The organism is bacterium (assembly GCA_016708315.1).
Classification (GTDB): Bacteria; Zixibacteria; MSB-5A5; order CAIYYT01; family CAIYYT01; genus JADJGC01.
Window position 1 is genome coordinate 40,516 of sequence record JADJGC010000011.1, and the last position, 22,301, is coordinate 62,816.

The window sequence follows — 22,301 nt, forward strand, 5'->3', positions numbered from 1 at the left end:
CCGGGAAAGGATGATACAATGGGTATATTTGTAGATAAAAAATCGAAAGTCGTGGTGCAGGGCATCACCGGACGCGATGGCTCGTTCCATACGCGTCAAATGAAAGAATATGGTACCAACGTCGTTGCCGGCGTGACACCGGGCAAGGGAGGTACTGGTTTTGAAGGTATTCCGATTTTTAATACCGTTGCGGAAGCCGTCAAGAAGACCGGTGCCAATACTTCAGTGATCTATGTTCCGGCTTCGTTTGCGGCTGATGCCATTCTCGAAGCCGCCGATGCTGGAGTCGAACTTGTGGTGTGCATCAGCGAAGGCGTTCCCGCCAACGACATGCTCAAGGTATACAATTATTTGAAATCCAAAGGTGTGCGCTTGATTGGTCCCAATTGCCCCGGAATTATTACTCCGGGTGTGACCAAGGTTGGAATTATGCCGGGTCATATCCACAAGAAGGGCTCGGTGGGACTTGTCTCGCGCTCCGGCACGCTGACCTATGAAATCGTTTACAATCTCACACTGCGCAAGCTCGGCCAGTCGTCGTGCATCGGCATCGGTGGCGATCCGATCATCGGCACAAACTTCATTGACTGCCTCGCAGCATTCCAGGCCGATCCGCAGACAACCGCTATCGTGCTTGTTGGCGAAATCGGGGGCTCTGACGAAGAAGAAGCCGCGAAATTCATCAAGAAGTACGTCACCAAACCGGTGGTTGCATTCATCGCCGGACTAACGGCTCCGGCTGACAAGCGCATGGGTCATGCCGGTGCGATTATCTCCGGTGGAACCGGAACGGCTGCCGAGAAGATCAAAGCCTTCCAGGCTGTCGGCGTGCCGGTTGCCAAGACACCGGGGGAAGTTGCTGCACTGGTTGAGCAGAAGATGAAAGCAAGTACATCGAAATCCGCTGCTAAGCCTGCCAAGAAGGCCGCAGCGAAGAAACCGGCGAAGAAAGCAGCTCCCAAGAAGGCTGTCAAGAAGCCGGCAAAGAAGACTGCCGCCAAGAAAGTCAAGGCAGTCATCAAGAAAGTCAAAGTGCTTAAGGCGGCAAAAAGCAAGTCGTCGCCAAAAGCCAAAGCAAGAAAGAAATAATTTGCTCCTGAAGCAAGAGTAGGAGATTAAGTCAATGACAGAGACACCCGGCGGAGCAGAGCAAGGGACGACGGAGAAAGTAAGTTCCAGCGGTCGTGAACCGCTGACCATTTACATGCACTGGTGCAAAGCCTGCGGCATTTGCATCAGTTTCTGTCCGCACAAAGTCTTTACGTCCGATCGCGACGGCAAACCAATCATCACGCATCCCGACAAATGCACCCAATGCGCGATCTGCTGGCTGCATTGTCCCGATCTAGCCATCGTGTCGAACGAGAAGTAGGAGGAAGTATGGCTGATGTAAGATTACTACAGGGAAATGAGGCTGTGGTTGAGGGCGCCATGCTCGGAGGACTGACATTCTTTGCCGGTTATCCGATTACTCCTTCTACCGAAGTCGCCGAAGGTTTGGCGCGCAAGCTGCCCAAGGTTGGCGGCAAGTTTATCCAAATGGAAGATGAAATCGCCTCAATGGCAGCCATCATCGGTGCTGCTTGTACAGGCGCTAAGACTATGACCGCGACCTCGGGTCCGGGATTTTCGCTGATGCAGGAGAATCTCGGCTACGCCTATATCGCAGAAGTGCCCTGCGTTATTGTCAACGTACAGCGCGGCGGCCCGTCAACGGGATTGCCCACCAAGGTGGCGCAGGCCGATACCATGCAGGCCCGCTGGGGTACGCACGGCGATTATGTAGCTATCGCACTCGCCCCGCAGTCTGTGGAAGAAACGATTATGCTCACGATTCGGGCGATGAATCTCTCCGAAGAATATCGCACGCCGGTGATTCTGCTTCTGGACGAAGTCCTTGGCCACATGCGCGAGAAAGTCGTAATGCCGGAGCCGGGAACGTTCAAAGTCGTTAATCGCACCAAGCCGACTGTGCCGGCAAACTGGTATAAGCACTTCGAAATCACACCAAGCTTCAAATCGCCAATGGCTTCCTTCGGCGACGGATATCGTTTCCACATCACTGGTCTGACTCACAATGAAGAGGGTTTCCCTACCAGCGAGCCGAAGAAGATTTACGACAAGCTGTTTAAGCTGCAGAATAAGATTATGCGCTATGTCGATGATATTTGCGAGATCGAGACGGATGGCATGGAAGATGCCCACGTCGCAGTCGTCGCCTATGGAAACGTCGCTCGCGCAGCCAAGCAAGCGATTCAGATGGCGCGTCATCGCCGCATGAAGGTTGGGCAAGTTCGCCCGATTACGATTTGGCCAACGCACGATAAGAAGTACCATGAAATCTTCAGCTCGAAGAGTCTCGAAGTCATTATCGTGGCCGAATTAAACCAAGGTCAGTATGTCACCGAAATCGAGCGTGTAGCCCCGAAACACGTAAAGGTTGTCAGCATGGCACGCTTCGATTCCGAACTGATTACGCCCGACCAAATTCTCAACAAGATTAAGGAGGTGAGGTAAGATGTTGCAGAAATCTGATGTTATTCATCAATACTTGCGCCCCAAAAAGGCATTCCCGAACGTCTGGTGTCCCGGTTGCGGGATCGGCATCGTTATGGGATCACTCGTTCGCGCAATCGACAAGCTCCAGATTGCCCGCGACGATATCACGCTCGTGTCAGGTATCGGCTGCTCATCGCGACTGCCGGTTTACCTCGACTTCAACACGTTGCACACAACGCACGGCCGCGCCTTGGCTTTTGCTACCGGCGTCAAGCTTGCCAAACCGAAAATGAAAGTCATCGTCATAACCGGTGACGGCGATTGTCTTGCCATTGGCGGCAATCACTTCATCCATGCCGCTCGGCGCAACATTGATATCACCACCATCCTGATCAATAACATGATCTATGGCATGACCGGCGGACAGTTCTCGCCGACCACGCCGTCGGAGGCATTTGCCACGACTTCTCCCTACGGCAACAAGGAAAATCAATTCGATATTCCGAAACTTGCCATGGCTGCCGGAGCGAGCTATGTCGCTCGCGGAACGGTCTATCATGTCAATCAACTTGATGAGTTGATTACCGAGGCAATCACCAAGAAAGGCTTCTCCGTCGTCGAAGCATTCTCCAACTGCCATACCTATTTCGGCCGCCTCAATCGCGCCGGTGATGCAGTGAAGATGATTGATGACATGAAGAAGAACGTCATCCCGCTCAAGGCTGCTGCCAAGATGCCGCCGGAGAAACTTGAGGGCAAGATGCTTACCGGTGTCTTTGCCGATCTCGAGAAGGAAGAATATTGTGACCGCTATGACCAACTTATCGAAAGTCTGAAAGGGAAATAGCCATGACTCCAAAAACCAAAGCCAAACAGGCACATGAATCGGCTGAACCCGCGCAGGTCTTTGATCGTTTTGAAATCCGTCTCTCCGGATCGGGTGGACAGGGATTGGTGCTTGCCGGCGTAATTATTGCCGAAGCAGTATCGACGCTCGACGGCAAAAACGTTGTGCAGACACAGTCCTATGGACCCGAAGCGCGAGGCGGCGCCTCTCGCACCGACCTGGTCATTTCCGACGGCGAGATTTACTATCCTAAGCCGATGGCGATTGATCTGTTGCTTGCCATGACGCAAGAGTCGTGTGATCTATACCACGGCGGACTCAAGGACAATGGCGTATTGATTTACGACAGTCACCTGGTCACACAAGTACCGTTTGCCCGCTCGATCGGAATTCCGTTTAGCCAATTAGCACGCCACGAAATCGGATTGCCAATGGTTGCCAACGTCATTTCGCTCGGTGCTATCTGTGCAATTACTAAAATCGTATCGGAGGATGCATTGACGAAAATCGTCACCAAACGCTCCCCGCGTGGAACAGAAGAGAAGAACATGCAGGCTTTGCAGCTCGGGCTCAAAGTCGGCAAAGAAGCATTGGAAGGATCTAAACTGTGATTGAACGCACTCTATTAATGATAAAACCCGACGCCGTTCAGCGTAACCTGATCGGAAAAATCACCGATCGACTCGAAACCGCAGGATTCAAGGTTGTTGAACTCAAGATGGTTCACCTTAAGCCTGCCACCGCACGTGAATTCTATAAAGTTCACGAGGGCCGTCCGTTTCTCGATGAACTTGTCGAGTTCATGTCGTCTTCGCCGATAGTGGCGATGGCGCTCGAGCGCGAAAATGCCGTTGCGGCTCTGCGCGAATTAATCGGTGCCACCGACCCGAAGAAAGCCGCTGTCGGCACCATTCGGCAGAACTTCGCCATCGATGTCGGCAAGAACTCCGTTCACGCTTCCGATAGCGTCGAAAACGCCGCCATCGAAATCAAATTCCACTTCGGCTCGTAGGAACCACTGCAATTCAGGGATGCAGGAAATTGTGTCCCTGAACTGCCATAAGAGGGTCGATTGAAAGTCCCAGTTTGGTACTCCGACAACAATGTCGATATTACGCTCCCCGATAGGGGGAATGTAAAGGTGTTTGATTTGCCGTCCAAACGGTTGCAACCACTTTCGACTTCGCATTGGTTGTCTACTGGCGATACGCCCCTGGAATTGAGAGAGTTTCTTGCAAGGGCACAGCGTCTGGTGACTGTCGTCAATGATGCCCATCGTCCAACGCCGACAGCCAGAATACTTGGCGCCATCAAAGAGCACATCAGATTCGAGTCTACCAGATTCCTGGTTGCGACCGGACTGCACTCACCAAAGACTTCGGCGCCGCAAGAGCGTCTATTCGGCGACTTACCGATTGCCGGGAATCTCGTGGTACACGATGCTTACGACGAAGACTCGTTGTGCACATTCGGCCTCGGCAGCAGTTCGATCAAACTCAATCGCGTCTTTGACTGGTGCGATGCAATCCTCATCGTTGGTTCGGTCGAACCGCACTACTTCGCCGGTTTCACCGGTGGCCGCAAGATTGTTCTTCCCGGTTGCGCTTCATTTGCGGATGTCGAACGCAATCACGCTCTCGCCGTACAAGCCGGCAGCCAACCGCTGGCGCGAAACGGCAATCCCGTTTGGGAAGATAGTCAGACCAGAACGCGGGCTCTTGATAGCAAGAGCCGTTATGCCATCCAGGTTGTATGCGATCACGAAGGGAATATGTTCTACGCAAGTCACGGCGATTGGGATTTGTCTTATCAGCAGGCATGCGAGTTTGTCATCGCAAATTACGCCTACGACGTTTCTGAGAAGTATGATGTTGTCATTAGCGTGGTTTATCCGCCGCTTGATCGCAACCTCTACCAGTTGCAGAAATCTTACGAAAATGTCGCAGCGGTCGTTCGCGATGGCGGAACGATATTGCTGCTTTCCGCATGTCTGGATGGAATCGGCGATGATCGATTCTTGAAGATCGCCAAGTCGTTGTCCCACAGCGGCGAGATAACAGGAGACGGAAACGAATCTTTGATAATGGGAATCCACAAAGTCAGACGCACAATCGCGCTTGCCAAGCGGGTCGATCTTGTGCTATGCTCTAAGCTGGATAGTTTACTGCTTGATCACTTGCCGATCACAGCCCGCACAAATGTGCAGGCGGCAATTGATGAAGCGGTTGCAAAATATGGAGATAATTGCAGAATTGCAGTCGTGCTCGATGCCGGTTCGCAGGTGCTCTATCATCACGCGGCATAACGGGCACATAGAATCCTTAGGAGGATGTTATGAGAAAAAAAGTATCGGTCATCGGAGCGGGTAACGTCGGCGCGGCAGTCGCGCAGTACCTTGCCGAAGACAACGTTTGCGACATCACCATCTTCGACGTCGTTGAAGGTCTGCCGCAGGGAAAAGCTCTGGATCTGCTTCAGGCCGGTCCGGTGCGCGGCTACGATGTCAGCATTCGCGGCACCAATGACTTCTCTGAACTCAAAGGCTCGGACATTGTCGTTCATACAGCCGGTTTGGCGCGCAAGCCCGGAATGTCCCGCGAAGATCTCTTGACGAAAAATGCCGAAATCATCGGCACCGTTGCCAAGAGCGTCAAAGAACATGCCGAACATGCGATGATCATCATGGTCGCCAATCCGCTTGACCTGATGACCTTCCACGCCTACAAGATCACCGGTTTCCCGTCGAATCGTGTTTTCGGTCAGGCCGGAATTCTCGATTCAATCCGCTTCCGTACTTTCGTCGGTTTGGAACTCGGCATTGCCCAGACCGAGACCGAAGCCATGGTTCTCGGCGGTCACGGCGACACGATGGTTCCGCTTCCGCGCTACACTACGGTTGCGGGCGTTCCGATTACCGAATTGATGCCGAAAGAGCGTATCGATGCTCTTGCCAAGCGCACCATCGACGGCGGCGCTGAAATCGTCGCTCTCCTCAAGACCGGTTCAGCATACTACGCTCCGGCGGCGGCCTCGGTCGAAATGGTTAAGGCTGTGCTGTTCGATTCCAAGAAGGTCTTCCCGTGCTCGGCGCTCCTTACCGGCCAGTACGGTATCAAGGACATCTATATCGGCGTTCCGGTCGTCCTTGGCGCCGGCGGTGTCGAGAAGATTTACGAACTTAAGCTCGAAGCAGCCGAACTGGCGGCGTTGCAGAAATCTGCCGCTACCTATAAGGACCACCTCAAGGTTCTCGGCTACTAAGTCGTTATTCCTATAATTAGAACCCCACAGTTTCCCCTCTCCCGCCTGCGGCGGGAGAGGGGTAGGTCAACGATCCCGATTTATCGGGGGGTGAGGGCGCCAAATCCAATGTCTTTATTCTCGACACTTCCTGTCTCATTGCACAAAGTAAAGACCCACTCCAGCGTTCTTATTGTTCTTTCTGGAATCGCCATCACCGGTTTCTTGGCTCTTGGTTCGATAATTGCATTGGCGATACACTCCCGAGATCCTATACCAAACCAGCTTCTTGCCGCTTTCTTTTCTTCGATTATTCTGTCGTTGTTTCTTTGGCTGGTTAGAAGACAATTCGTGTGGCTACTCGACGATGGAATAATCAAGGGGATTCAGCTTGGTTCGAATAAGGTCTTTGTAGTTAGCGCGGTCCGCTTCACTGACGTAGGCTCATTATACGCCCACTGCGATTCTGGTTCATTTTTCGATAATACCGGGTACAGTTTTAGTATAGGCAGCAATTGCGGTTGGTTTCGCGGCGTGTCCTTTTGTGTCAAACATAGCACTGATGCCGCCACTACTCTCGAATTTCTCATGCTCCGCGTAGACCGTTCGCTTTGGGATCCCGAACTTGAAGACTGGGCGTACTCTTGGCTAAGGAAGCATGGGAAGCATCTCCCCGAATCGTCTAACCCTCGCCCTCATCGACAATTTATTCCTTGACACTACCCCCACACTCCCCTAACTTGGCACAAATTTCATCAGCCTGCTAAAGGCGCCAGTTGAGTTGAACAAAGAGACCGTGTGTGCGTCATTATATTGAGGCGTCATCACAAGACCAACTCACTAATTTCGGCGATTTTCGGGAGGAGAATGCACGTCTTGAACAAGATCATTTGCGCTATCGCATTCGTGCTTCTCGCTATTTGTATCCCTGCTTTCGCTCAAGAAGATGTAACCCCCACAGCAATCAATTCCCAATCAGTCCCGGCAGCAGTCCCGGTTCCAGCGCCAGCGACAAATATCGCTGTCATCGATACACCGGATGACAACGGCAGAAGTTTGGAAATCCGCTGGGATCTGTCCCCTGATGATGCCGCTCTGGTAACCAAGTATCAGATTTTGCGATCGACTTCACAGTCGGGACCATTTGAGATAATTGGTTCGACGACGAAGGGTCAGCACGAATTCACCAACAACGAGTTAGAACGCGGCACTAAATACTACTACAAAATCGTTAGCCTGAATGAGCCGTTGCTCACGAGCGGACAGGTGCCGTCGACGAGCGAGTCGTCGATAGTCGGACCGGTCGAGCCGATAGCACAGTGGTTCAACATGCGTCGAATTTGGATTCTGATTTGGACTTTAGTAGTTTGCGGAGCGATCCTATTCTACATTTCGCAAGCCAAAGCCGGCAAAGCACTCTATGTCCGCAAAATCGCCGGTATCGATGCCGTCGACGAAGCAATTGGACGTGCCACGGAAATGGGCCGAAAGGTCTTCTACGTACCCGGCATTCAGGATATGGACGATGTCCAAACCATCGCTGCAGTAATTATCTTAGGCCGTGTAGCGCGCATTGCCGCTGAAAACGACACGATGCTTGAGGTGCCGGTCTGCAAATCGCTGGTGATGGTGACTGCACGCGAAGCAGTCCGTGAGGCTTACAGTCAAGTGGGACGCCCTGATGCTTTCCGCGAAGATCAGGTTCACTATGTTACTGACGACCAGTTTGGATATGCGGCTGCAATCGACGGCATGGTTGTCCGCGACAAACCCGCGACTATGTTCTACATGGGCGCGTTCTTTGCCGAATCGCTGATTCTGGCAGAAACGGGCAATGCCGCCGGAGCGATTCAGATCGCCGGTACCGGACAGCCGTCGCAGTTGCCGTTCTTTGTCGCCTCGTGCGACTACACGCTCATCGGCGAAGAGCTTTTTGCTGCCAGCGCCTATCTTGCTCGTGAACCAAAGTTACTTGGTTCGCTCAAAGGTCAGGACTTTGCCAAGGGGCTTTTCTTGGTGGCAATCATTCTTGGCATCATATTCGAATTGCTTACAGTTCCTTTCATCAAGATTCTACAGGTTAGCTAAGGGAAAGCATCGGCACAATGAAACGCGAAGTCCCATTCATTATTACGCTCGTCGTCGGTATCGCTTTCATTGTCCAGTATTTTGTCCCGCACCCTCCGTTTGATAGTTTCGAAGACACTTTCAATAATTGGTTTGCAATTGTCGGATCATTCGCGATCTGGCTTGGCGCATTGAGCTTATTCAAGATGGCTATGCTACGAGTCGCTCGGAAGCAGCATGACTGGCCGTTGTCGTTGGTGATCATCGTTTGCTTCTTAATGATGGTTGTAGTCGGGTTTATCGATGGTTATACCGGCCTCAACAATTCGCCGCCGACTTCATTCCGCGATCCGGGAACCAATTTTGATTGGCTCTACATGTATATTTACACGCCTTTGTCTTCGACAATGTTCGCGATTTTGGCGTTCTTTGTAGCCTCGGCATCGTACCGCGCGTTTCGCGCCCGCAATACACAGGCAACGCTGTTGCTGCTTGCCGGATTCTTCGTGATGCTTGGGCGTGTGCCGCTGGGCGATATCCTGTCAGGATTCATGCCTGATGGATTCCAGGCTTCTGACCTTGCAAGTTGGTTGATGAATTACCCGCATAATGCCGGTCAAAGAGCAATCAAGATCGGAGTGGCGCTTGGTATTGTGTCGACATCGCTTCGCATCATTTTGGGCATCGAGAGGTCGCACCTTGAAGGATAGTTCACTATGAAGAAGATGATCTTACCGGGCATATTCGGATTAGTCGTTCTGATCGCGTTGATCCAGACGATTGTGGATGAGCCGTTCAAGCTCGCGTTTTCGAGCACGGTTTCGATTATCGTCGCAGTTATACTTCTTTTAGCGCTTGTTGGAGTCCTTGTTCTGACCGTTCGCGGTCATATGATCGAACGCCGCACCGTTTTTGTGTTCATTGGCGTCGCGTTGATGCTCCCCTTTTTCATGACACTGGCACTCGAGATTAAGGTCTCGCCTGAAGTGCAGAAAATCTACGATGCCTTAGAAAAACTCCCGCCGGGTTCAAAAGTACTCGCTGCCTTTGACTATGATCCACCGTCAGCACCGGAACTTCAGCCGATGGCAGATGCCTTCATGGCGTATGCATTCAAGCACGATCTCAAGGTTATCATCATGGGGCTTTGGCCGCAAGGTCCACAGCAAGCCAATATGGCAGTGCGTAGAGCACTTGAAGAGCCGGAAGTTATCGCTAAGAATCCAGTTTATGGTACTGACTACGTCAATTTGGGATTCCAATCAGGCAATGAGTTCGTAATTCAGAGTATGGGCGGCGCGTTCCGTACCATGTTCCCGCGCGACATTTACAACACGCCGTACAGCGACGTTCCGTTGCTAAAGGGTGTGGAGAATTTCTCCAATATTGATTTTGTGATGAATTTCTCTGCTGGTTATCCCGGTACGAAAGAATGGGTGCAGATCGCGGTCGATCGCTTTGGTGTCCAGGTTGGCGCCGGCAATACAGCCGTTCAAGCACCGGAGATGTATCCGTACCTCGCTGCCAAACAGTTGACCGGATTAGCCGGGGGAATGGTTGGAGCTGCAGAGTTTGAGCTGGCATCCAATGAAATCGGCAAGGCAGCCTCCGCGTTGTTGGCGCAGGTATTCTCGCATGCCGTAGTCATTGCATTCATCATCATTGGTAATGTCGCGTTCTTCCTGAGCAAGCGGAGGAGAGAGTAACCACTCGGATCGACTATGGAACAGACATTCACTGAAATCATAGGCATCTGGATTGCGGCGTTTTTGACGCTCGGAATCATTTCGTTCCTGTACAAGGACAATATCTTGTACAAGATCTGCGAGTCGATCTTTGTCGGTATCTCCGCGGGCTATTGGTTCATCACATATTTCTGGGACAACCTCTACCGCAAATTCTATCTGGGTGTAAATCCATCGGATCCGACTCAGGACCCGCACTATTGGCTCTGGGGCGGATTCATTCTTGGTATGATGATGCTGACCCGACTTCTTGGTAACAAGACAAGTTGGATAGCGCGCTGGCCTCTGGCGTTCATTGTTGGAGCCACGGCTGGCCTAAAGCTCATGGTGTATTTCACTACGGATGCCATGGCACAGATTTACTCGAGTGTGATCGAATTTACCGGCGCACTCTACGGCAACGACATTTGGGCAATCTGGGGCGCAATCGTACTTACTACCGGCACAGTCACCGGACTCATATATTTCTACTTCTCCAAAGAGCATCGCGGTTGGTTTGGCGGCGCTGCGAAGGTGGGCACCTGGTTCTTGATGATCACCTTCGGCGCGTCGTTTGGATACACGGTCATGAGCCGTATGTCGCTGCTGATCGGCCGCGTCGATTTCTTGTTGGCTGACTGGTTGAAGTTGATAAAGTAGCAATCATGTTTTTTAAACAGACTTTCTCAAGCCTGTCCCGCAAAAATTTCCTCACACTGTTAATAGCATTCTATCTCATTTGCATTCCAGCCATTTCAGTTGCCCAGGAATTACAGCCAGCCGATTCTACTGTGTTACAGACGCCAATCGAGACTCCAATTCCCGATCTTGGTGACATCACAGTCACCGCACACGACGCACCTGACGACAATGGCGACAGAATAATCGTGCAATGGGCAGATCCTGGTTATCAGAACACTGAGGAGTTCACTTCATTCGAAATCTCAAGAAGTTTCTTTGGTTCTGACAGTTTTGCAGTCATAGGAAACGCCGCCTTTGGAGATTCCTCGTTCATGGATGAAAAGGCTGCGACTGGTAACCAGTATTACTACAAGGTTTCAGCCGTGATTGGTGCTGAGCGCAAAGAATCAACAGCGTCAGCTCCGGCTTTCTCTGTTGTCCAGTGGTTCAATTGGGGGAAGATATCCGTCGTCATCATCGGCTTGCTCGTCTGCAGCGCCGTTATCTACTTTATCGAAACAGCCAAACGCGGGAAGAAGCTGTTCCTGCGCCGGATCGCCGGCCTTGAAGCAATCGACGAAGCCGTTGGTCGCGCCACCGAAATGGGGCGCCCGTTTTGTTCGTTGCCGGTACACAAGATATGGATGATGTCCAAACGTTGGCTGGTTTGACAATTCTTGGCCGCGTGTCGCGGACGATTGCCCAGTATGATTCCCAGATCAATATGCCGTGCCGCTCGTCGCTCGTTATGACAGCCGGTCGCGAGATGATCAAAGAAGCCTATGCCATGGCCGGACGACCTGACGCCTACTCCGATGACATGGTGCACTACACTACCGACGAGCAGTTCGGTTTCGTCGCCGCAGTCAATGGCATCATGGTACGCGAGAAACCGGCGACCTGCTTCTATCTCGGCGCATTCTTCGCCGAATCGCTGATTCTTGCCGAAACCGGAAATTCAATTGATGCAATTCAAATCGCCGGTACCGCGATGCCGGCGCAATTGCCGTTCTTTGTCGCGGCGTGCGACTATACACTTATTGGCGAAGAGCTTTTCGCGGCGTCGGCATATTTGTCGAATGAACCGAAGCAGTTAGGCTCGCTCAAGGGTCAGGACCTTGGCAAAGTCGTCGCCATGGCCGCCATTGTGATTGGCGTAGTCGCTGTCACGGCGAGTGAAGCGTGGCAGATAGACTCTATGACGTGGCTTGCAGACCTTTTGCACCGTATGTTCGCGATTAGTTAGGGAATTGATGCGAAGACAAGTACCACTTTTCATAATCATCTGTGTCGGCTGGGTGCTGTTGTTCTCAGTCTTCATTCCGCCGATGGAAAGCTGGGGAGAAGAAGCATCCCTCTTCTTCGACATCATCGCCGTATTCGCATTCTTCTTGGGCGGCGGCAATCTTATCCGCGTCCACATGATGAAGGTATCCCGCAAATCAGCAAGTTGGGGCTATTCCGTAGTTACCTTGGTTGGATTCTTAATGATGCTCTATGTCGGCTTGTTCAAGATCGGCAATCCAATTGGTATCGGCGGGTCCATTGATGCCAAGGGTTCCTGGTTTGAGTTGATGTTCACTTTTGTCATGTCACCGTTGCAGTCGACGATGTATTCGCTGTTGGCGTTTTTCGTAGCGTCGGCATCATATCGCGCGTTTCGCGCCAAGAACACCGAAGCTACAATCTTGCTTTTGGCAGCATTCGTAATTCTGCTTGGGCGTACTCCGCTCGGAATGGTGATGACTGCCTGGATTCCTGAATCATTCTCGGTATTCCAGATTCCCAATATGGCGATCTGGATTATGAACTCGCCGAACCTCGCCGGACAACGTGCCATCATGATTGGCATTGCACTTGGTGTTATTTCGATGTCACTCCGGTTGCTGCTTGGTATCGAGCGCGGATACCTTGGGCAGGAGAAATGAACGTGGGATTTGTTGTATCTGCCATAGTTGTCGGCGGCGGCCTGCTTTGGATATTTATCAGATCGTTGCGCGGCAAAGATGTTGATCGACGCATCGTGTTTGGATTCGTCGGAATTACCGTTGCCTTGGCGGTGCTTTTTCAATTGAAATTCGGCGAAGTCGCTACTCCAATTGTCAAGACGCTATTCGAGAAGATTGAGACTTTACCGCCCGGCTCCAAGATCGTCATTTCCTTTGACTTCGATCCGGCAATGGCCCCCGAAGTTCTCCCGATGGCAAACTCGTTTACTCGCCACGCTCTGGCCAAAGGTCATCGAATCTACTTCTTCTCAATCTGGGCAACCGGCCAATCGCTCTTGCAAGTCACACTTCACGATATTGTCGAGAAGGAGTTTCCTGATGCTGTCTATGGCATCGACTACGTCAATATGGGCTACAAGGCCGGTAACGAAGGCGTACTCAACGTCATCATAACCGATATCCGCAAAATGTATCCCGGTGATGTCAACGGTACTTCACTTGATTCAATACCTATGATGAAAGACGTCCACCCCTTGAAAGACATGGACCTGCTTTGTCAATCGGTGGCGGCAAACCCGGTGTCAAAGAATGGGTGTTGTTCGCTGGAGATCGCGGCAACATCCCCACCGGTGGCGGTGCAGCGGCAGTTTCGACACCGTTGCTTTATCCTTACTACCCAAAGCAACTGGTCGGTCTGCTGGGTGGAACCAAAGGTGCCGCCGAGTATGAGGCTGAGCTTATCAAACGCCATCCGCGTTTTGCCAATATCAAGACACCGGCCCTTGACATGATGGGTCCGCAGACCATGGCGCACGTAGTCATAATCTCGTTCATTATTATTGGCAACGTGTCCTACTTCCGGTCGCGTAGGAAGAAGGCCGAGAATGGCTAATTCAACCAAAGCAATGCGACTGATTATGGCCGTCGTCGGCCTGCTGTTCATCGTAAGTTGGATTCTGAAAACCCAGTATGGTGACTCAGGCAGCAGCTGGATGGACATTCGGCAGGGCTTCCTTGTAACCTTGGCGGCATTCCTTACGCTTTCGATCTATTCGTTCTTATACGGTGATAACCCGCTCTACCGTTTCGCCGAGCACTTGTTTGTTGGTGTCTCAGCCGCGTATTGGATGTGCCAAGGCTTCTGGAGCACAATCGTAGGCAACGTTATTCCGCGTACCAGTGAGACCTTGGCGGCATATTTCCAAGTCCCATTCAAAGAGTATTCGTGGCAGTACATTGTGCCGGTCATATTGGGAATTATACTATTGATGAGACTTGTCCCGAAACTTAGCTGGATCTCCCGCTGGCCTCTGGCTTTTATCATTGGTACAACTGCCGGCTTGAATTTGCCGCGATACCTCCAGTCAGACTTCATCCAGCAGATGAACAACACCTTTATTCCGCTTTTACCCGATTGGCAGGGAATAGGGCATTTCTTCAGCTCGTTCTCTTTCTCGATGGAAGGGCAGTTTGTTCAGATACTAACTAATGTCGTCATATTCGTTGGCGTTCTATCCGGACTGATCTATTTCTTCTTCTCCAAAGAGCACAAAGGCGCTTTCGGGGTAGCCTCGCGTCTTGGAATCTGGATATTAATGGTCACGTTCGGTGCATCGTTTGGTTATACCGTTATGGGAAGAATTTCTTTGTTAGTTGGAAGAATTAGCTTTTTGTTTCACGACTGGTTGAATATATTGTAACACCTTATGAATGACTTGAGACGAAACTTCACCAGCTTGAGATTCTTCAGAGTATTCATCCTCGCATTATTGCTGTGTGCGTTTCAATCCGCTTTCACCCAAGTAGATTCAACTCAGAATCAAAATCCGCTGACTCAGGAAAGTTCGTCGACGACACCCCTTCCGGCACCAGTGTCCAATATTGTACTTGTGGACACGCCAAATGATGATGGCCATTCGATTACTGTGAGCTGGGACCTATCTGCCGACGATGTACCGGGATCCGACCGAGTGATGTACTACGAGATTTATCGAGGCGGCTCCCGCGATGAGCAAGATTCGACTTGGGTTCTACGCGGCACGGCGCTCAAAGGAGTGCAGCAGTACGAGGATCGGGGTGGGCGCGACCCAAAGAAAATGGATCGGTTCTTCCCGAAGGATAAGGACTTCTACTATAAAGTGGTCGTTGCATCGTTTGATGCCAAATCGGTTGCCAGCATTGCCGGGCCGATTCGCGCGGAAGATGATTGGTTTAATCGTACGCGTATTCCAACACTTGTCTTTACAATTATATTTTTCGTCTTGACCTTATATTTCATTAATATTGCCAAGAAAGGCATCCACCTCTATGTCAGACCGTTGGCAGGCATTGAAGCCATCGACGAAGCCATAGGACGTGCCACAGAAATGGGGAGACCCATTCTTTATGTGCTTGGTTTGGGAACAGCATCAGATATAGCGACTATAGCTTCGTTTACTATTCTCGGTCGTGTAGCGCGCCGTGTGGCAGAATATCAGACTTCTATGATAGTGCCATGCTACGATCCGATCGTTATGACTGTCGCCCAAGAAACGGTAAAGACAGGTTACGCAGATGCTGCACGTCAAGATTCCTATGTCGAAGATTCAGTCTATTTCGTTACTCAATCACAATTCGCTTATGTCGCTGCGGTGAACGGCACAATGCTTCGTGAACGTCCGGCAACCAATCTCTACTTAGGCAAATTCTACGCAGAATCCTTGCTTCTCGCCGAGACTGGCGTGCTTGCAGGATCGATTCAGATTTCGGGAACTGACGAAATCGCACAGCTGCCTTTCTTTGTGGTGGCGTGCGACTATACGTTGATTGGCGAAGAGCTTTACGCCGCCAGCGCCTATCTCGGTCGCGAGCCACTATTGCTCGGAACACTTAAAGCACAAGATTGGTTTAAGGGTTTGGTTATAATAGCAATTCTCGCTGGTTTGCTGACGCGAGTGCTAGGTCAGGCCGACATCATTCACAGCTTTTTTAAGATTAGTTAGCAGGAGATAGTTTCTTGAAGCGCCAACTTCCGCTGTTATTAGTTTTCGTGTCGGGAATGCTGATGGTGGTTCAGTATTTTGTACCGTCCGAAATCTCGAACGCGACCTATGAATACCTAATCGACTGGACAGTCATTATTGGCATTTTTGCTCTTGCGCTCGGAATCTGGTCCCTGATCAAGGTCAGTGTTGAGAAGGTTCGCCGCAAAAAGTCACGATTCCCTATATACTTATGTTTCGCTAGCTGGACTCGCCGTAATGATTATTCTTGGCTTGACTCCGTCTGGCGCTGGACTCGAAGACTACACCTTCAGTCACTTGTTTCGCTACACGATGATTCCGATCCAGTCGACAATGTTCAGCTTGCTGGCGTTCTTTATTGCGTCTGCTGCGTATCGTGCATTCAGAGCCCGTTCGGTGATATCGGCGGTGCTGTTAATCGCCGCATTGGTAATGATGCTCCGCGTAATTCCGCTTGGTCCGCTATCGGTTTACATAAATGACACGTCAAATTGGTTATTGTTGGTTCCGAATCTGGCAGCCAAACGACCAATTATAATCGGCGTTGGTTTGGGAATGGTTGCTACTGCCCTCAAGGTCGTTCTCGGCATCGAACGGGCATACCTGGGGAAGGATTAAGGAAGTCGCAGTGACACTTTACGAACGCCTATTACTTCTTGATCGTCGCTGGATATTCTTGGTACTGGCGATCGATCATTGCGGGCACTTTTGTTCCTATGATTATTCCAACGACGCCCGCATCCGAAGTCCAAGTGATTTACGACTACTTGGAATCTTGAAAGAAGGTGACTGTATCCTCGTCGCCATGGACTACGATCCGAACGCCATGGCTGAGCTTCACCCTGTCGCATATTCCGTCCTTGAGCAAGCTTTGCAAGAAAAGCTCAAAGTCATTACTCTGCACGCTTTCGCAAAATGGTGCCGGTATGGTCGATGAAGCACTAGAGGGCGTGATAGACTCGACTAAAATGTACTGGGGTATTGAGCCAAAGTATGGCGAGGACTATGTCTTCCTTGGGTATAGGCCGTACTATGCACTAGTCATCCTCGGTATGGGACAGAATTTCCGCGTCAATTTTTCATCCGATTACCACAATACTCCGATTGATTCGATTCCAATGATGAAGGGCATGCAAAATTATGATGATGTCAAATGCGTGATCAGCATCTCCGGTGGCAACGTTGCTGATGCTTGGGTCGCAAATGCCAATGGTCGATACAATGTCAAAGTTGCCTTGGCTACTACTGGTGTTATGGCCGCCGACTATTACCCTTACTATCAATCCGAGCAGATATTTGGCATCATCGGTGGTCTGAAAGGCGCGGCGGAGTACGAATATCTCGCGAATAATCCCGGCCCAGCGATTGAAGGAATGAAAGTTCAAATATTTGCTCATATCGTCATTATTGCATTCATCGTTCTCGGCAATATTGGTTTCTTTATGGACCGTCGTGCCAAGAAGAAAGCAGGCAAGATCTAATGGAAACGACTTGGCTGACCATTGGCGCTCTTCTTACGGTGTTTACTTTCTCGTTTCTGTATAAGGACAATCCGTTCTACAAATTTGCTGAGCACCTTGTTGTTGGTGTGTCGGCTGGCTATTTCGTGGTTCTGCTTATTCGTACCAACTTGGTTCCGATCATCAGCCAGAAGTTGTTTGTCGCAGACCGTAACTGGGAACTTGACCAGTGGTGGTATTTCATTCCGCTTATTCTTGGCCTAATGATGTGGACTCGCTTCTCGAAGAAGCTTGCTTGGATCAGTCGCTATCCACTGGCGCTCTATATCGGTATCGCATCTGGACTAACGATTCCATTGGAGCTCAAGAACCGGGTCGTGGAGCAACTTGAAGCGACCGTACTCAAATTCAAGTTTGATATGTCAATTCAGGACTTCCTTGGCGTGCCACAGGGCGCTTGGGATATCGTAGTGGTGATTGGCGTAATCAGTTGCCTGATTTACTTCTTCTTCTCGAAAGAGCACAAGGGTTGGTTTGGCGGCAGCGCAAAAGTCGGCATTTACACACTCATGATCGCATTCGGTGCCTCTTTCGGATATACGGTCATGGCGCGCATATCTCTCTTCATTCAGCGTATCCAGTACTTGCGCGACTGGATCTCAGCAATCTCTTCTTAAATTCGCTTTCAGAAATTAGCAAACTCTGACTTTCCCTTTGTTTCCGGTTTCGATTACGGAACCTATTATCGTTCAATGCGTAAGAAGTTACAGAGAAACGGCAATAGGGTGCTGATTCCATGTATTTCCTTTGATATTGCCGGGTAATTGTGATCGCTCACACGCCGATAAAAATTTAGAGTTTCGGAGATCTTTATCGATTATAGGGTTACGGTCATCATTGAAAAATCATCATAAAACTTTAATAATCACAAAAAAAGTTCTTGACAGCATAAGTTATAGGTACTAAATTAGTTGCATCAGTACCGTTTGAGAGCCCGCGAAAATCAAGGGTTTTTTCATTTTTAGGTTGTGTCATTGTAACCTTCAGGCCATGGAAGGCGGGGATGGCAAAAATTACACTAACGAAAACCAGGCGTCGGCGCAAGGATCCGGTCTCTCCTGAAGAGGCCAAGCGCAGACGGCAGGAGTACCAGCGCCAGTATTACTTGGCTCATCGCGAAAAAGCCAAGGAATATCAGCGTCAGTACAACCTGCTTCACAAGAAGAAACAGCGTGTTCCGGGTGCCAAAGGGCGCAATGCCATGGAATTTCGGCGTGACTCGGTCAAAGTGACCTACAACACGCACGATATCATGCATTCTCCGGCTGAGAAAACGCTGAAAATGCTCCAAAAGATTATTTCCGGCGAGAAGATGTTCACAATGTAGTCTCGCCAACGGTGCCGCCAACGACGAGGTGCTGCAGTAAGTCTCTTTTTTAGAAATTTACTGCAGCACTTTTGTTTTTGGTCTAAAAACACTATATTGCGCCAGTTTGAATTTAACCGAAGGAATGGGATTGTGCGATGTCACCCAAGAAACCTACTGTGAAATCGAAGAATAAATCCAAGGCGCCGGCCAAAACCGCAACTTCGAAGAAGACTATTGCGCCTGTCAAATCCAAGAGTGCTGGAAAGACTGCCAAGGTCAGCAAACAAGTCACAGCTGGCAAAGCAGTGAAAGACCGTAAAGCAACAGAAGTTACGACTACGAAGGTGCGTGGTATTGGCGTCAGAACCAAGACCAAGGAAGACACCAGAGAGTCAAAGAAGCCGCTACCGCCGTCTGCTGATCTGAAATATTGCTACTACTTCGGTGGCGGAAAAGCTGAAGGCACTGCTTCAATGCGCGATCTGCTCGGCGGCAAGGGTGCCAATTTGGCAGAGATGACTAACCTCAGCATTCCCGTTCCAGCCGGTTTCACAATATCCACTGATGCCTGTCGACTTTTCTATGAATCCAATCTCTCGCTTCCTCGTTGGTTCGAAAAGCACATGAAAGAGATGATGGATAAGGTCGAGAAGGAGATGGGCGCGAAATTCGGTGATCCCGCAAATCCGCTTCTCGTTTCAGTCCGCTCGGCGCCAAATTCTCAATGCCCGGTATGATGGACACGATTCTGAATCTGGGACTAAACGACGAGACACTCAAAGGTATCATCAACAAGACTGACAATCCACGCTTCGCCTACGATAACTATCGCCGCTTCATTGCAATGTTCGGCAATGTCGTGCTCGGAATCGATAAGGACGAATTTGAGGAGCTGATCGGCAAGAAGAAGAAACAACGCTCGATCAAACACGATGCGTCGCTCTCGATCGATGATTTGAAAGAAATTGTCAAATCGTTCAAGAAGCTCGTCGTCGACAAGTCCGGCGAGCCGTTCCCGACCGACCCGTGGCAGCAATTGCAAATGGCTCGCGATGCTGTGTTCCGCAGTTGGAATTCGCCGCGCGCAATTACCTATCGCGCCAAGTACAATATCCCGGCCGATCTTGGAACTGCCGTCAATATCCAGGCAATGGTGTTTGGTAATATGGGCGACAGCTCGGCTACCGGCGTTGGTTTCACGAGAAATCCTTCCAATGGCGACAAGGAATTCTATGGCGAGTTCCTGGTTAACGCCCAAGGTGAAGACGTTGTCGCTGGTATTCGCACGCCCCAGCCGATTACACAGCTTGAGAAGGTGATGCCGGAAGCCTACAAACAGCTCAAGAAGATCACCTCCCAGCTTGAGTCACACTATCGCGACGTTCAGGACTTCGAATTCACGATTCAAGAGAAGAAGCTGTACATGCTTCAGACCCGCAACGGTAAACGCACCGCGCAGGCTGCGGTCAAGATCGCCGTTGACATGGTCAAAGAGAAGTTGATCACTCGCGACGAAGCGTTAATGCGCATTACGCCAACCGATCTGGACCAACTCCTGCATCCGCGTATTGATCCCGATTCCAAGATCGAAGTCATTGCTCGCGGATTGGCAGCCTCTCCGGGCGCAGCCTCCGGTAAAGTCGTATTCCACGCTGACGAAGCTGTACGTTTGGCTGAGAAGGGCGAGAAAACGATTCTGGTGCGTATGGAGACCAATCCAGACGATATCGCCGGCATGATCGCCTCCGAGGGTATTCTGACTTCTCGTGGCGGTATGACCTCTCACGCGGCGGTTGTTGCCCGTGGCATGGGTAAACCCTGCGTCGTTGGCTCCGATGATATTCGCGTCTATGAATCTCGCCGCCAGTTTGCAATCGGCACGCTGGTGATCAAAGATAAGGAAGTTATCACCATCAACGGTACGACCGGCGAGGTGATGATGGGTGAAGTGCCGACCATTGACCCCGAGCTTTCGGGCGAATTCGGTACCTTCATGCAGTGGGCTGATGAGGTCCGCAAGATTGGTATTCGAACCAACGCCGATACACCGCACGATGCCGCTCTTGCGCGCAAGTTTGGCGCTCAAGGTATCGGTCTCTGCCGTACAGAGCACATGTTCTTCGGCAAGAACCGTCTGCCGCATATCCAAGCAATGATTCTGGCAACTACCCAGGCTGATCGCCAGACGGCACTGGACCGTCTCTTCCCGTTCCAGAAGGCAGATTTCAAAGGCATCTTCGAGGCGATGGAAGGACTGCCGGTTACCATCCGTACGCTCGATCCCCCGTTGCACGAGTTCCCTGCCCAAGGAAGAAGAAGTCCACAAGCAGATTGCCGAATTGACCGGCGTGCCGGACAAGGCTGAAGAGATTGAGCGTCTCAAGAAGATTCTCGAGCGCCTGTCACAACTGCACGAACAAAATCCAATGATGGGACATCGCGGTTGCCGTCTCGGAATTACCTATCCGGAAATTACCGAGATGCAGGTCAAAGCGATCCTTACTGCCGCAGCCGAGTTGATCAAGGAAGGGAAGAAAATTCTCCCTGAGATCATGATTCCGCTCGTCGGCAATCGCAGCGAACTTCAAAATCAAAAGAAGTCGTGATGCGCGTCGCCGAACTGGTAATCCGCAAACACAAGGTTGAGATACCGTTCCTTGTCGGCACCATGATCGAAATCCCGCGCGCCGCGATGACTGCCGACGAAATCGCGCAGGATGCCGATTTCTTCAGCTTCGGCACCAACGACTTGACTCAGATGACAATGGGATTCTCTCGCGATGATGCCGGCAAGTTCCTGCGCTTCTATCTCGACAAGGGTATTCTCGAGAAGGATCCGTTTGTTTCGATTGATCAAGTCGGTGTCGGCGCGCTCGTCAAGATCGCCTTCGAAAAAGGCCGCTCAGTCAAGCCGCATCTCAAAGTCGGCATTTGCGGCGAACATGGCGGCGATCCCGATTCGATCGGTTTCTGCCATAAGGTCGGACTGAATTATGTGTCCTGCTCACCGTTCCGGGTTCCGATTGCGCGCCTTGCAGCAGCGCAAGCCGTGATTCTTGAGAAGCAGGGCAGGGAAGCTTCGAAACAGTCCGCGTCGGCGTAAGAGATATTCGTTCTGTAGGGCAGGTCTCCAAAGAGACCTGCCTTTTTCGTTAGGTAGAGAACTAATGTTCACCTTCCTCCTCTGGCTCATTCTCCTAATCCTCTGCTGGCCCTTGGCTTTGCTCGCACTCATTCTCTATCCGTTTGTCTGGCTGTTGATGCTGCCATTTCGTCTCCTTTGGAATTGCAGTAGAAGGCGTTTTTGCGCTTCTGAAGGCCATAATAATGCTGCCCGCACGGGTTCTATCGGGACCGTCCGCAAAATAAACCGGTGCGTAGAACCGCTATTGATCGCCCCCTTGACGTACACTCCTCATTTTCTTAGATTCACCAGCCAATAATGGACTTAACCACAATTTGA

Annotated in this window: 22 protein-coding genes and 1 pseudogene; all 23 read left to right on the forward strand. The window is 50.9% G+C overall.

The genetic code is table 11. The features are described 5' to 3' along the window. Positions 1–18 precede the first annotated feature (18 nt). The 23 genes and pseudogenes from sucD to IPH59_10210 all read left to right on the forward strand — a co-directional run bounded on the left by sucD (position 19) and on the right by IPH59_10210 (position 21,941). Positions 19–1,089 carry a succinate--CoA ligase subunit alpha gene (gene sucD / locus IPH59_10100; protein MBK7092053.1) on the forward strand — a complete coding sequence of 357 codons (1,071 nt, stop codon included), beginning with the start codon at positions 19–21 and terminating at the stop codon, positions 1,087–1,089. Positions 1,090–1,123: 34 nt separating this feature from the next. Beyond that, positions 1,124–1,372, forward strand: coding sequence for a 4Fe-4S binding protein (locus IPH59_10105; GenBank protein ID MBK7092054.1), 249 nt, complete (start codon positions 1,124–1,126; stop codon positions 1,370–1,372). An 8-nt stretch (positions 1,373–1,380) separates the two neighbouring features. Further along, complete coding sequence (locus tag IPH59_10110; GenBank protein MBK7092055.1) at positions 1,381–2,517, forward strand: 2-oxoacid:acceptor oxidoreductase subunit alpha; 1,137 nt, start codon at positions 1,381–1,383, stop codon at positions 2,515–2,517. A 1-nt stretch (position 2,518) separates the two neighbouring features. Continuing rightward, entirely contained in the window at positions 2,519–3,346 is an 828-nt protein-coding gene (locus IPH59_10115; GenBank protein ID MBK7092056.1) for a 2-oxoacid:ferredoxin oxidoreductase subunit beta, read from the forward strand. A gap of 2 nt (positions 3,347–3,348) precedes the next feature. Beyond that, on the forward strand, positions 3,349–3,957 hold the full coding sequence (locus IPH59_10120) for a 2-oxoacid:acceptor oxidoreductase family protein (GenBank protein MBK7092057.1): 609 nt from the start codon (positions 3,349–3,351) through the stop codon (positions 3,955–3,957). After that, positions 3,957–4,358, forward strand: a complete 402-nt coding sequence (ndk, locus tag IPH59_10125; protein MBK7092058.1) for a nucleoside-diphosphate kinase — start codon at positions 3,957–3,959, stop codon at positions 4,356–4,358. The genes IPH59_10120 and ndk overlap by 1 nt, the downstream gene beginning before the upstream one ends. Positions 4,359–4,418: 60 nt before the next feature. Then, positions 4,419–5,651, forward strand: a complete 1,233-nt coding sequence (locus IPH59_10130; GenBank protein MBK7092059.1) for a DUF2088 domain-containing protein — start codon at positions 4,419–4,421, stop codon at positions 5,649–5,651. A 29-nt stretch (positions 5,652–5,680) separates the two neighbouring features. After that, the gene (gene mdh, locus IPH59_10135; GenBank protein ID MBK7092060.1) at positions 5,681–6,607 is read left to right on the forward strand and encodes a malate dehydrogenase; all 927 of its coding nucleotides are present in this window, start codon (positions 5,681–5,683) and stop codon (positions 6,605–6,607) included. 855 nt (positions 6,608–7,462) lie between these two features. Further along, positions 7,463–8,674: a fibronectin type III domain-containing protein gene (locus IPH59_10140; GenBank protein ID MBK7092061.1), complete on the forward strand. Its 1,212-nt coding sequence runs from the start codon at positions 7,463–7,465 to the stop codon at positions 8,672–8,674. 17 nt (positions 8,675–8,691) lie between these two features. Continuing rightward, positions 8,692–9,363, forward strand: coding sequence for a hypothetical protein (locus IPH59_10145; GenBank protein ID MBK7092062.1), 672 nt, complete (start codon positions 8,692–8,694; stop codon positions 9,361–9,363). 6 nt (positions 9,364–9,369) lie between these two features. Continuing rightward, positions 9,370–10,359: a hypothetical protein gene (locus tag IPH59_10150; GenBank protein ID MBK7092063.1), complete on the forward strand. Its 990-nt coding sequence runs from the start codon at positions 9,370–9,372 to the stop codon at positions 10,357–10,359. Between the two features lie 15 nt (positions 10,360–10,374). Further along, the gene (locus IPH59_10155) at positions 10,375–11,037 is read left to right on the forward strand and encodes a hypothetical protein (protein MBK7092064.1); all 663 of its coding nucleotides are present in this window, start codon (positions 10,375–10,377) and stop codon (positions 11,035–11,037) included. A gap of 5 nt (positions 11,038–11,042) precedes the next feature. Beyond that, positions 11,043–11,729, forward strand: a complete 687-nt coding sequence (locus IPH59_10160; protein ID MBK7092065.1) for a hypothetical protein — start codon at positions 11,043–11,045, stop codon at positions 11,727–11,729. Next, on the forward strand, positions 11,699–12,304 hold the full coding sequence (locus tag IPH59_10165) for a hypothetical protein (GenBank protein ID MBK7092066.1): 606 nt from the start codon (positions 11,699–11,701) through the stop codon (positions 12,302–12,304). The genes IPH59_10160 and IPH59_10165 overlap by 31 nt, the downstream gene beginning before the upstream one ends. Before the next feature lie 7 nt (positions 12,305–12,311). After that, positions 12,312–12,986: a hypothetical protein gene (locus IPH59_10170; GenBank protein ID MBK7092067.1), complete on the forward strand. Its 675-nt coding sequence runs from the start codon at positions 12,312–12,314 to the stop codon at positions 12,984–12,986. Then, on the forward strand, positions 12,983–13,798 hold the full coding sequence (locus tag IPH59_10175; GenBank protein ID MBK7092068.1) for a hypothetical protein: 816 nt from the start codon (positions 12,983–12,985) through the stop codon (positions 13,796–13,798). The genes IPH59_10170 and IPH59_10175 overlap by 4 nt, the downstream gene beginning before the upstream one ends. A 201-nt stretch (positions 13,799–13,999) precedes the next feature. Further along, complete coding sequence (locus tag IPH59_10180; GenBank protein MBK7092069.1) at positions 14,000–14,707, forward strand: hypothetical protein; 708 nt, start codon at positions 14,000–14,002, stop codon at positions 14,705–14,707. Positions 14,708–14,713: 6 nt separating this feature from the next. Continuing rightward, positions 14,714–15,988 carry a fibronectin type III domain-containing protein gene (locus IPH59_10185; GenBank protein ID MBK7092070.1) on the forward strand — a complete coding sequence of 425 codons (1,275 nt, stop codon included), beginning with the start codon at positions 14,714–14,716 and terminating at the stop codon, positions 15,986–15,988. Positions 15,989–16,246: 258 nt separating this feature from the next. Beyond that, entirely contained in the window at positions 16,247–16,627 is a 381-nt protein-coding gene (locus IPH59_10190; GenBank protein ID MBK7092071.1) for a hypothetical protein, read from the forward strand. A 242-nt stretch (positions 16,628–16,869) separates the two neighbouring features. After that, positions 16,870–17,490 carry a hypothetical protein gene (locus IPH59_10195; protein ID MBK7092072.1) on the forward strand — a complete coding sequence of 207 codons (621 nt, stop codon included), beginning with the start codon at positions 16,870–16,872 and terminating at the stop codon, positions 17,488–17,490. After that, positions 17,490–18,146 (forward strand): hypothetical protein, encoded by a 657-nt coding sequence (locus IPH59_10200; GenBank protein ID MBK7092073.1) that lies wholly within the window; start codon positions 17,490–17,492, stop codon positions 18,144–18,146. The genes IPH59_10195 and IPH59_10200 overlap by 1 nt, the downstream gene beginning before the upstream one ends. Before the next feature lie 386 nt (positions 18,147–18,532). Beyond that, the gene (locus IPH59_10205; protein MBK7092074.1) at positions 18,533–18,856 is read left to right on the forward strand and encodes a hypothetical protein; all 324 of its coding nucleotides are present in this window, start codon (positions 18,533–18,535) and stop codon (positions 18,854–18,856) included. 137 nt (positions 18,857–18,993) lie between these two features. Next, positions 18,994–21,941, forward strand: a pseudogene (locus IPH59_10210) (pyruvate, phosphate dikinase). Positions 21,942–22,301 lie beyond the last annotated feature (360 nt).

Coding starts and splice junctions, on each gene's coding strand:
- sucD (MBK7092053.1), top strand. CDS start 19: ATGGGTATATTTGTAGATAAAAAATCGAAAGTCGTGGTGCAGGGCATC.
- IPH59_10105 (MBK7092054.1), top strand. CDS start 1,124: ATGACAGAGACACCCGGCGGAGCAGAGCAAGGGACGACGGAGAAAGTA.
- IPH59_10110 (MBK7092055.1), top strand. CDS start 1,381: ATGGCTGATGTAAGATTACTACAGGGAAATGAGGCTGTGGTTGAGGGC.
- IPH59_10115 (MBK7092056.1), top strand. CDS start 2,519: ATGTTGCAGAAATCTGATGTTATTCATCAATACTTGCGCCCCAAAAAG.
- IPH59_10120 (MBK7092057.1), top strand. CDS start 3,349: ATGACTCCAAAAACCAAAGCCAAACAGGCACATGAATCGGCTGAACCC.
- mdh (MBK7092060.1), top strand. CDS start 5,681: ATGAGAAAAAAAGTATCGGTCATCGGAGCGGGTAACGTCGGCGCGGCA.
- IPH59_10145 (MBK7092062.1), top strand. CDS start 8,692: ATGAAACGCGAAGTCCCATTCATTATTACGCTCGTCGTCGGTATCGCT.
- IPH59_10150 (MBK7092063.1), top strand. CDS start 9,370: ATGAAGAAGATGATCTTACCGGGCATATTCGGATTAGTCGTTCTGATC.
- IPH59_10155 (MBK7092064.1), top strand. CDS start 10,375: ATGGAACAGACATTCACTGAAATCATAGGCATCTGGATTGCGGCGTTT.
- IPH59_10160 (MBK7092065.1), top strand. CDS start 11,043: ATGTTTTTTAAACAGACTTTCTCAAGCCTGTCCCGCAAAAATTTCCTC.
- IPH59_10165 (MBK7092066.1), top strand. CDS start 11,699: ATGGATGATGTCCAAACGTTGGCTGGTTTGACAATTCTTGGCCGCGTG.
- IPH59_10170 (MBK7092067.1), top strand. CDS start 12,312: ATGCGAAGACAAGTACCACTTTTCATAATCATCTGTGTCGGCTGGGTG.
- IPH59_10175 (MBK7092068.1), top strand. CDS start 12,983: ATGAACGTGGGATTTGTTGTATCTGCCATAGTTGTCGGCGGCGGCCTG.
- IPH59_10180 (MBK7092069.1), top strand. CDS start 14,000: ATGGACATTCGGCAGGGCTTCCTTGTAACCTTGGCGGCATTCCTTACG.
- IPH59_10185 (MBK7092070.1), top strand. CDS start 14,714: ATGAATGACTTGAGACGAAACTTCACCAGCTTGAGATTCTTCAGAGTA.
- IPH59_10190 (MBK7092071.1), top strand. CDS start 16,247: ATGATTATTCTTGGCTTGACTCCGTCTGGCGCTGGACTCGAAGACTAC.
- IPH59_10200 (MBK7092073.1), top strand. CDS start 17,490: ATGGAAACGACTTGGCTGACCATTGGCGCTCTTCTTACGGTGTTTACT.
- IPH59_10205 (MBK7092074.1), top strand. CDS start 18,533: ATGGCAAAAATTACACTAACGAAAACCAGGCGTCGGCGCAAGGATCCG.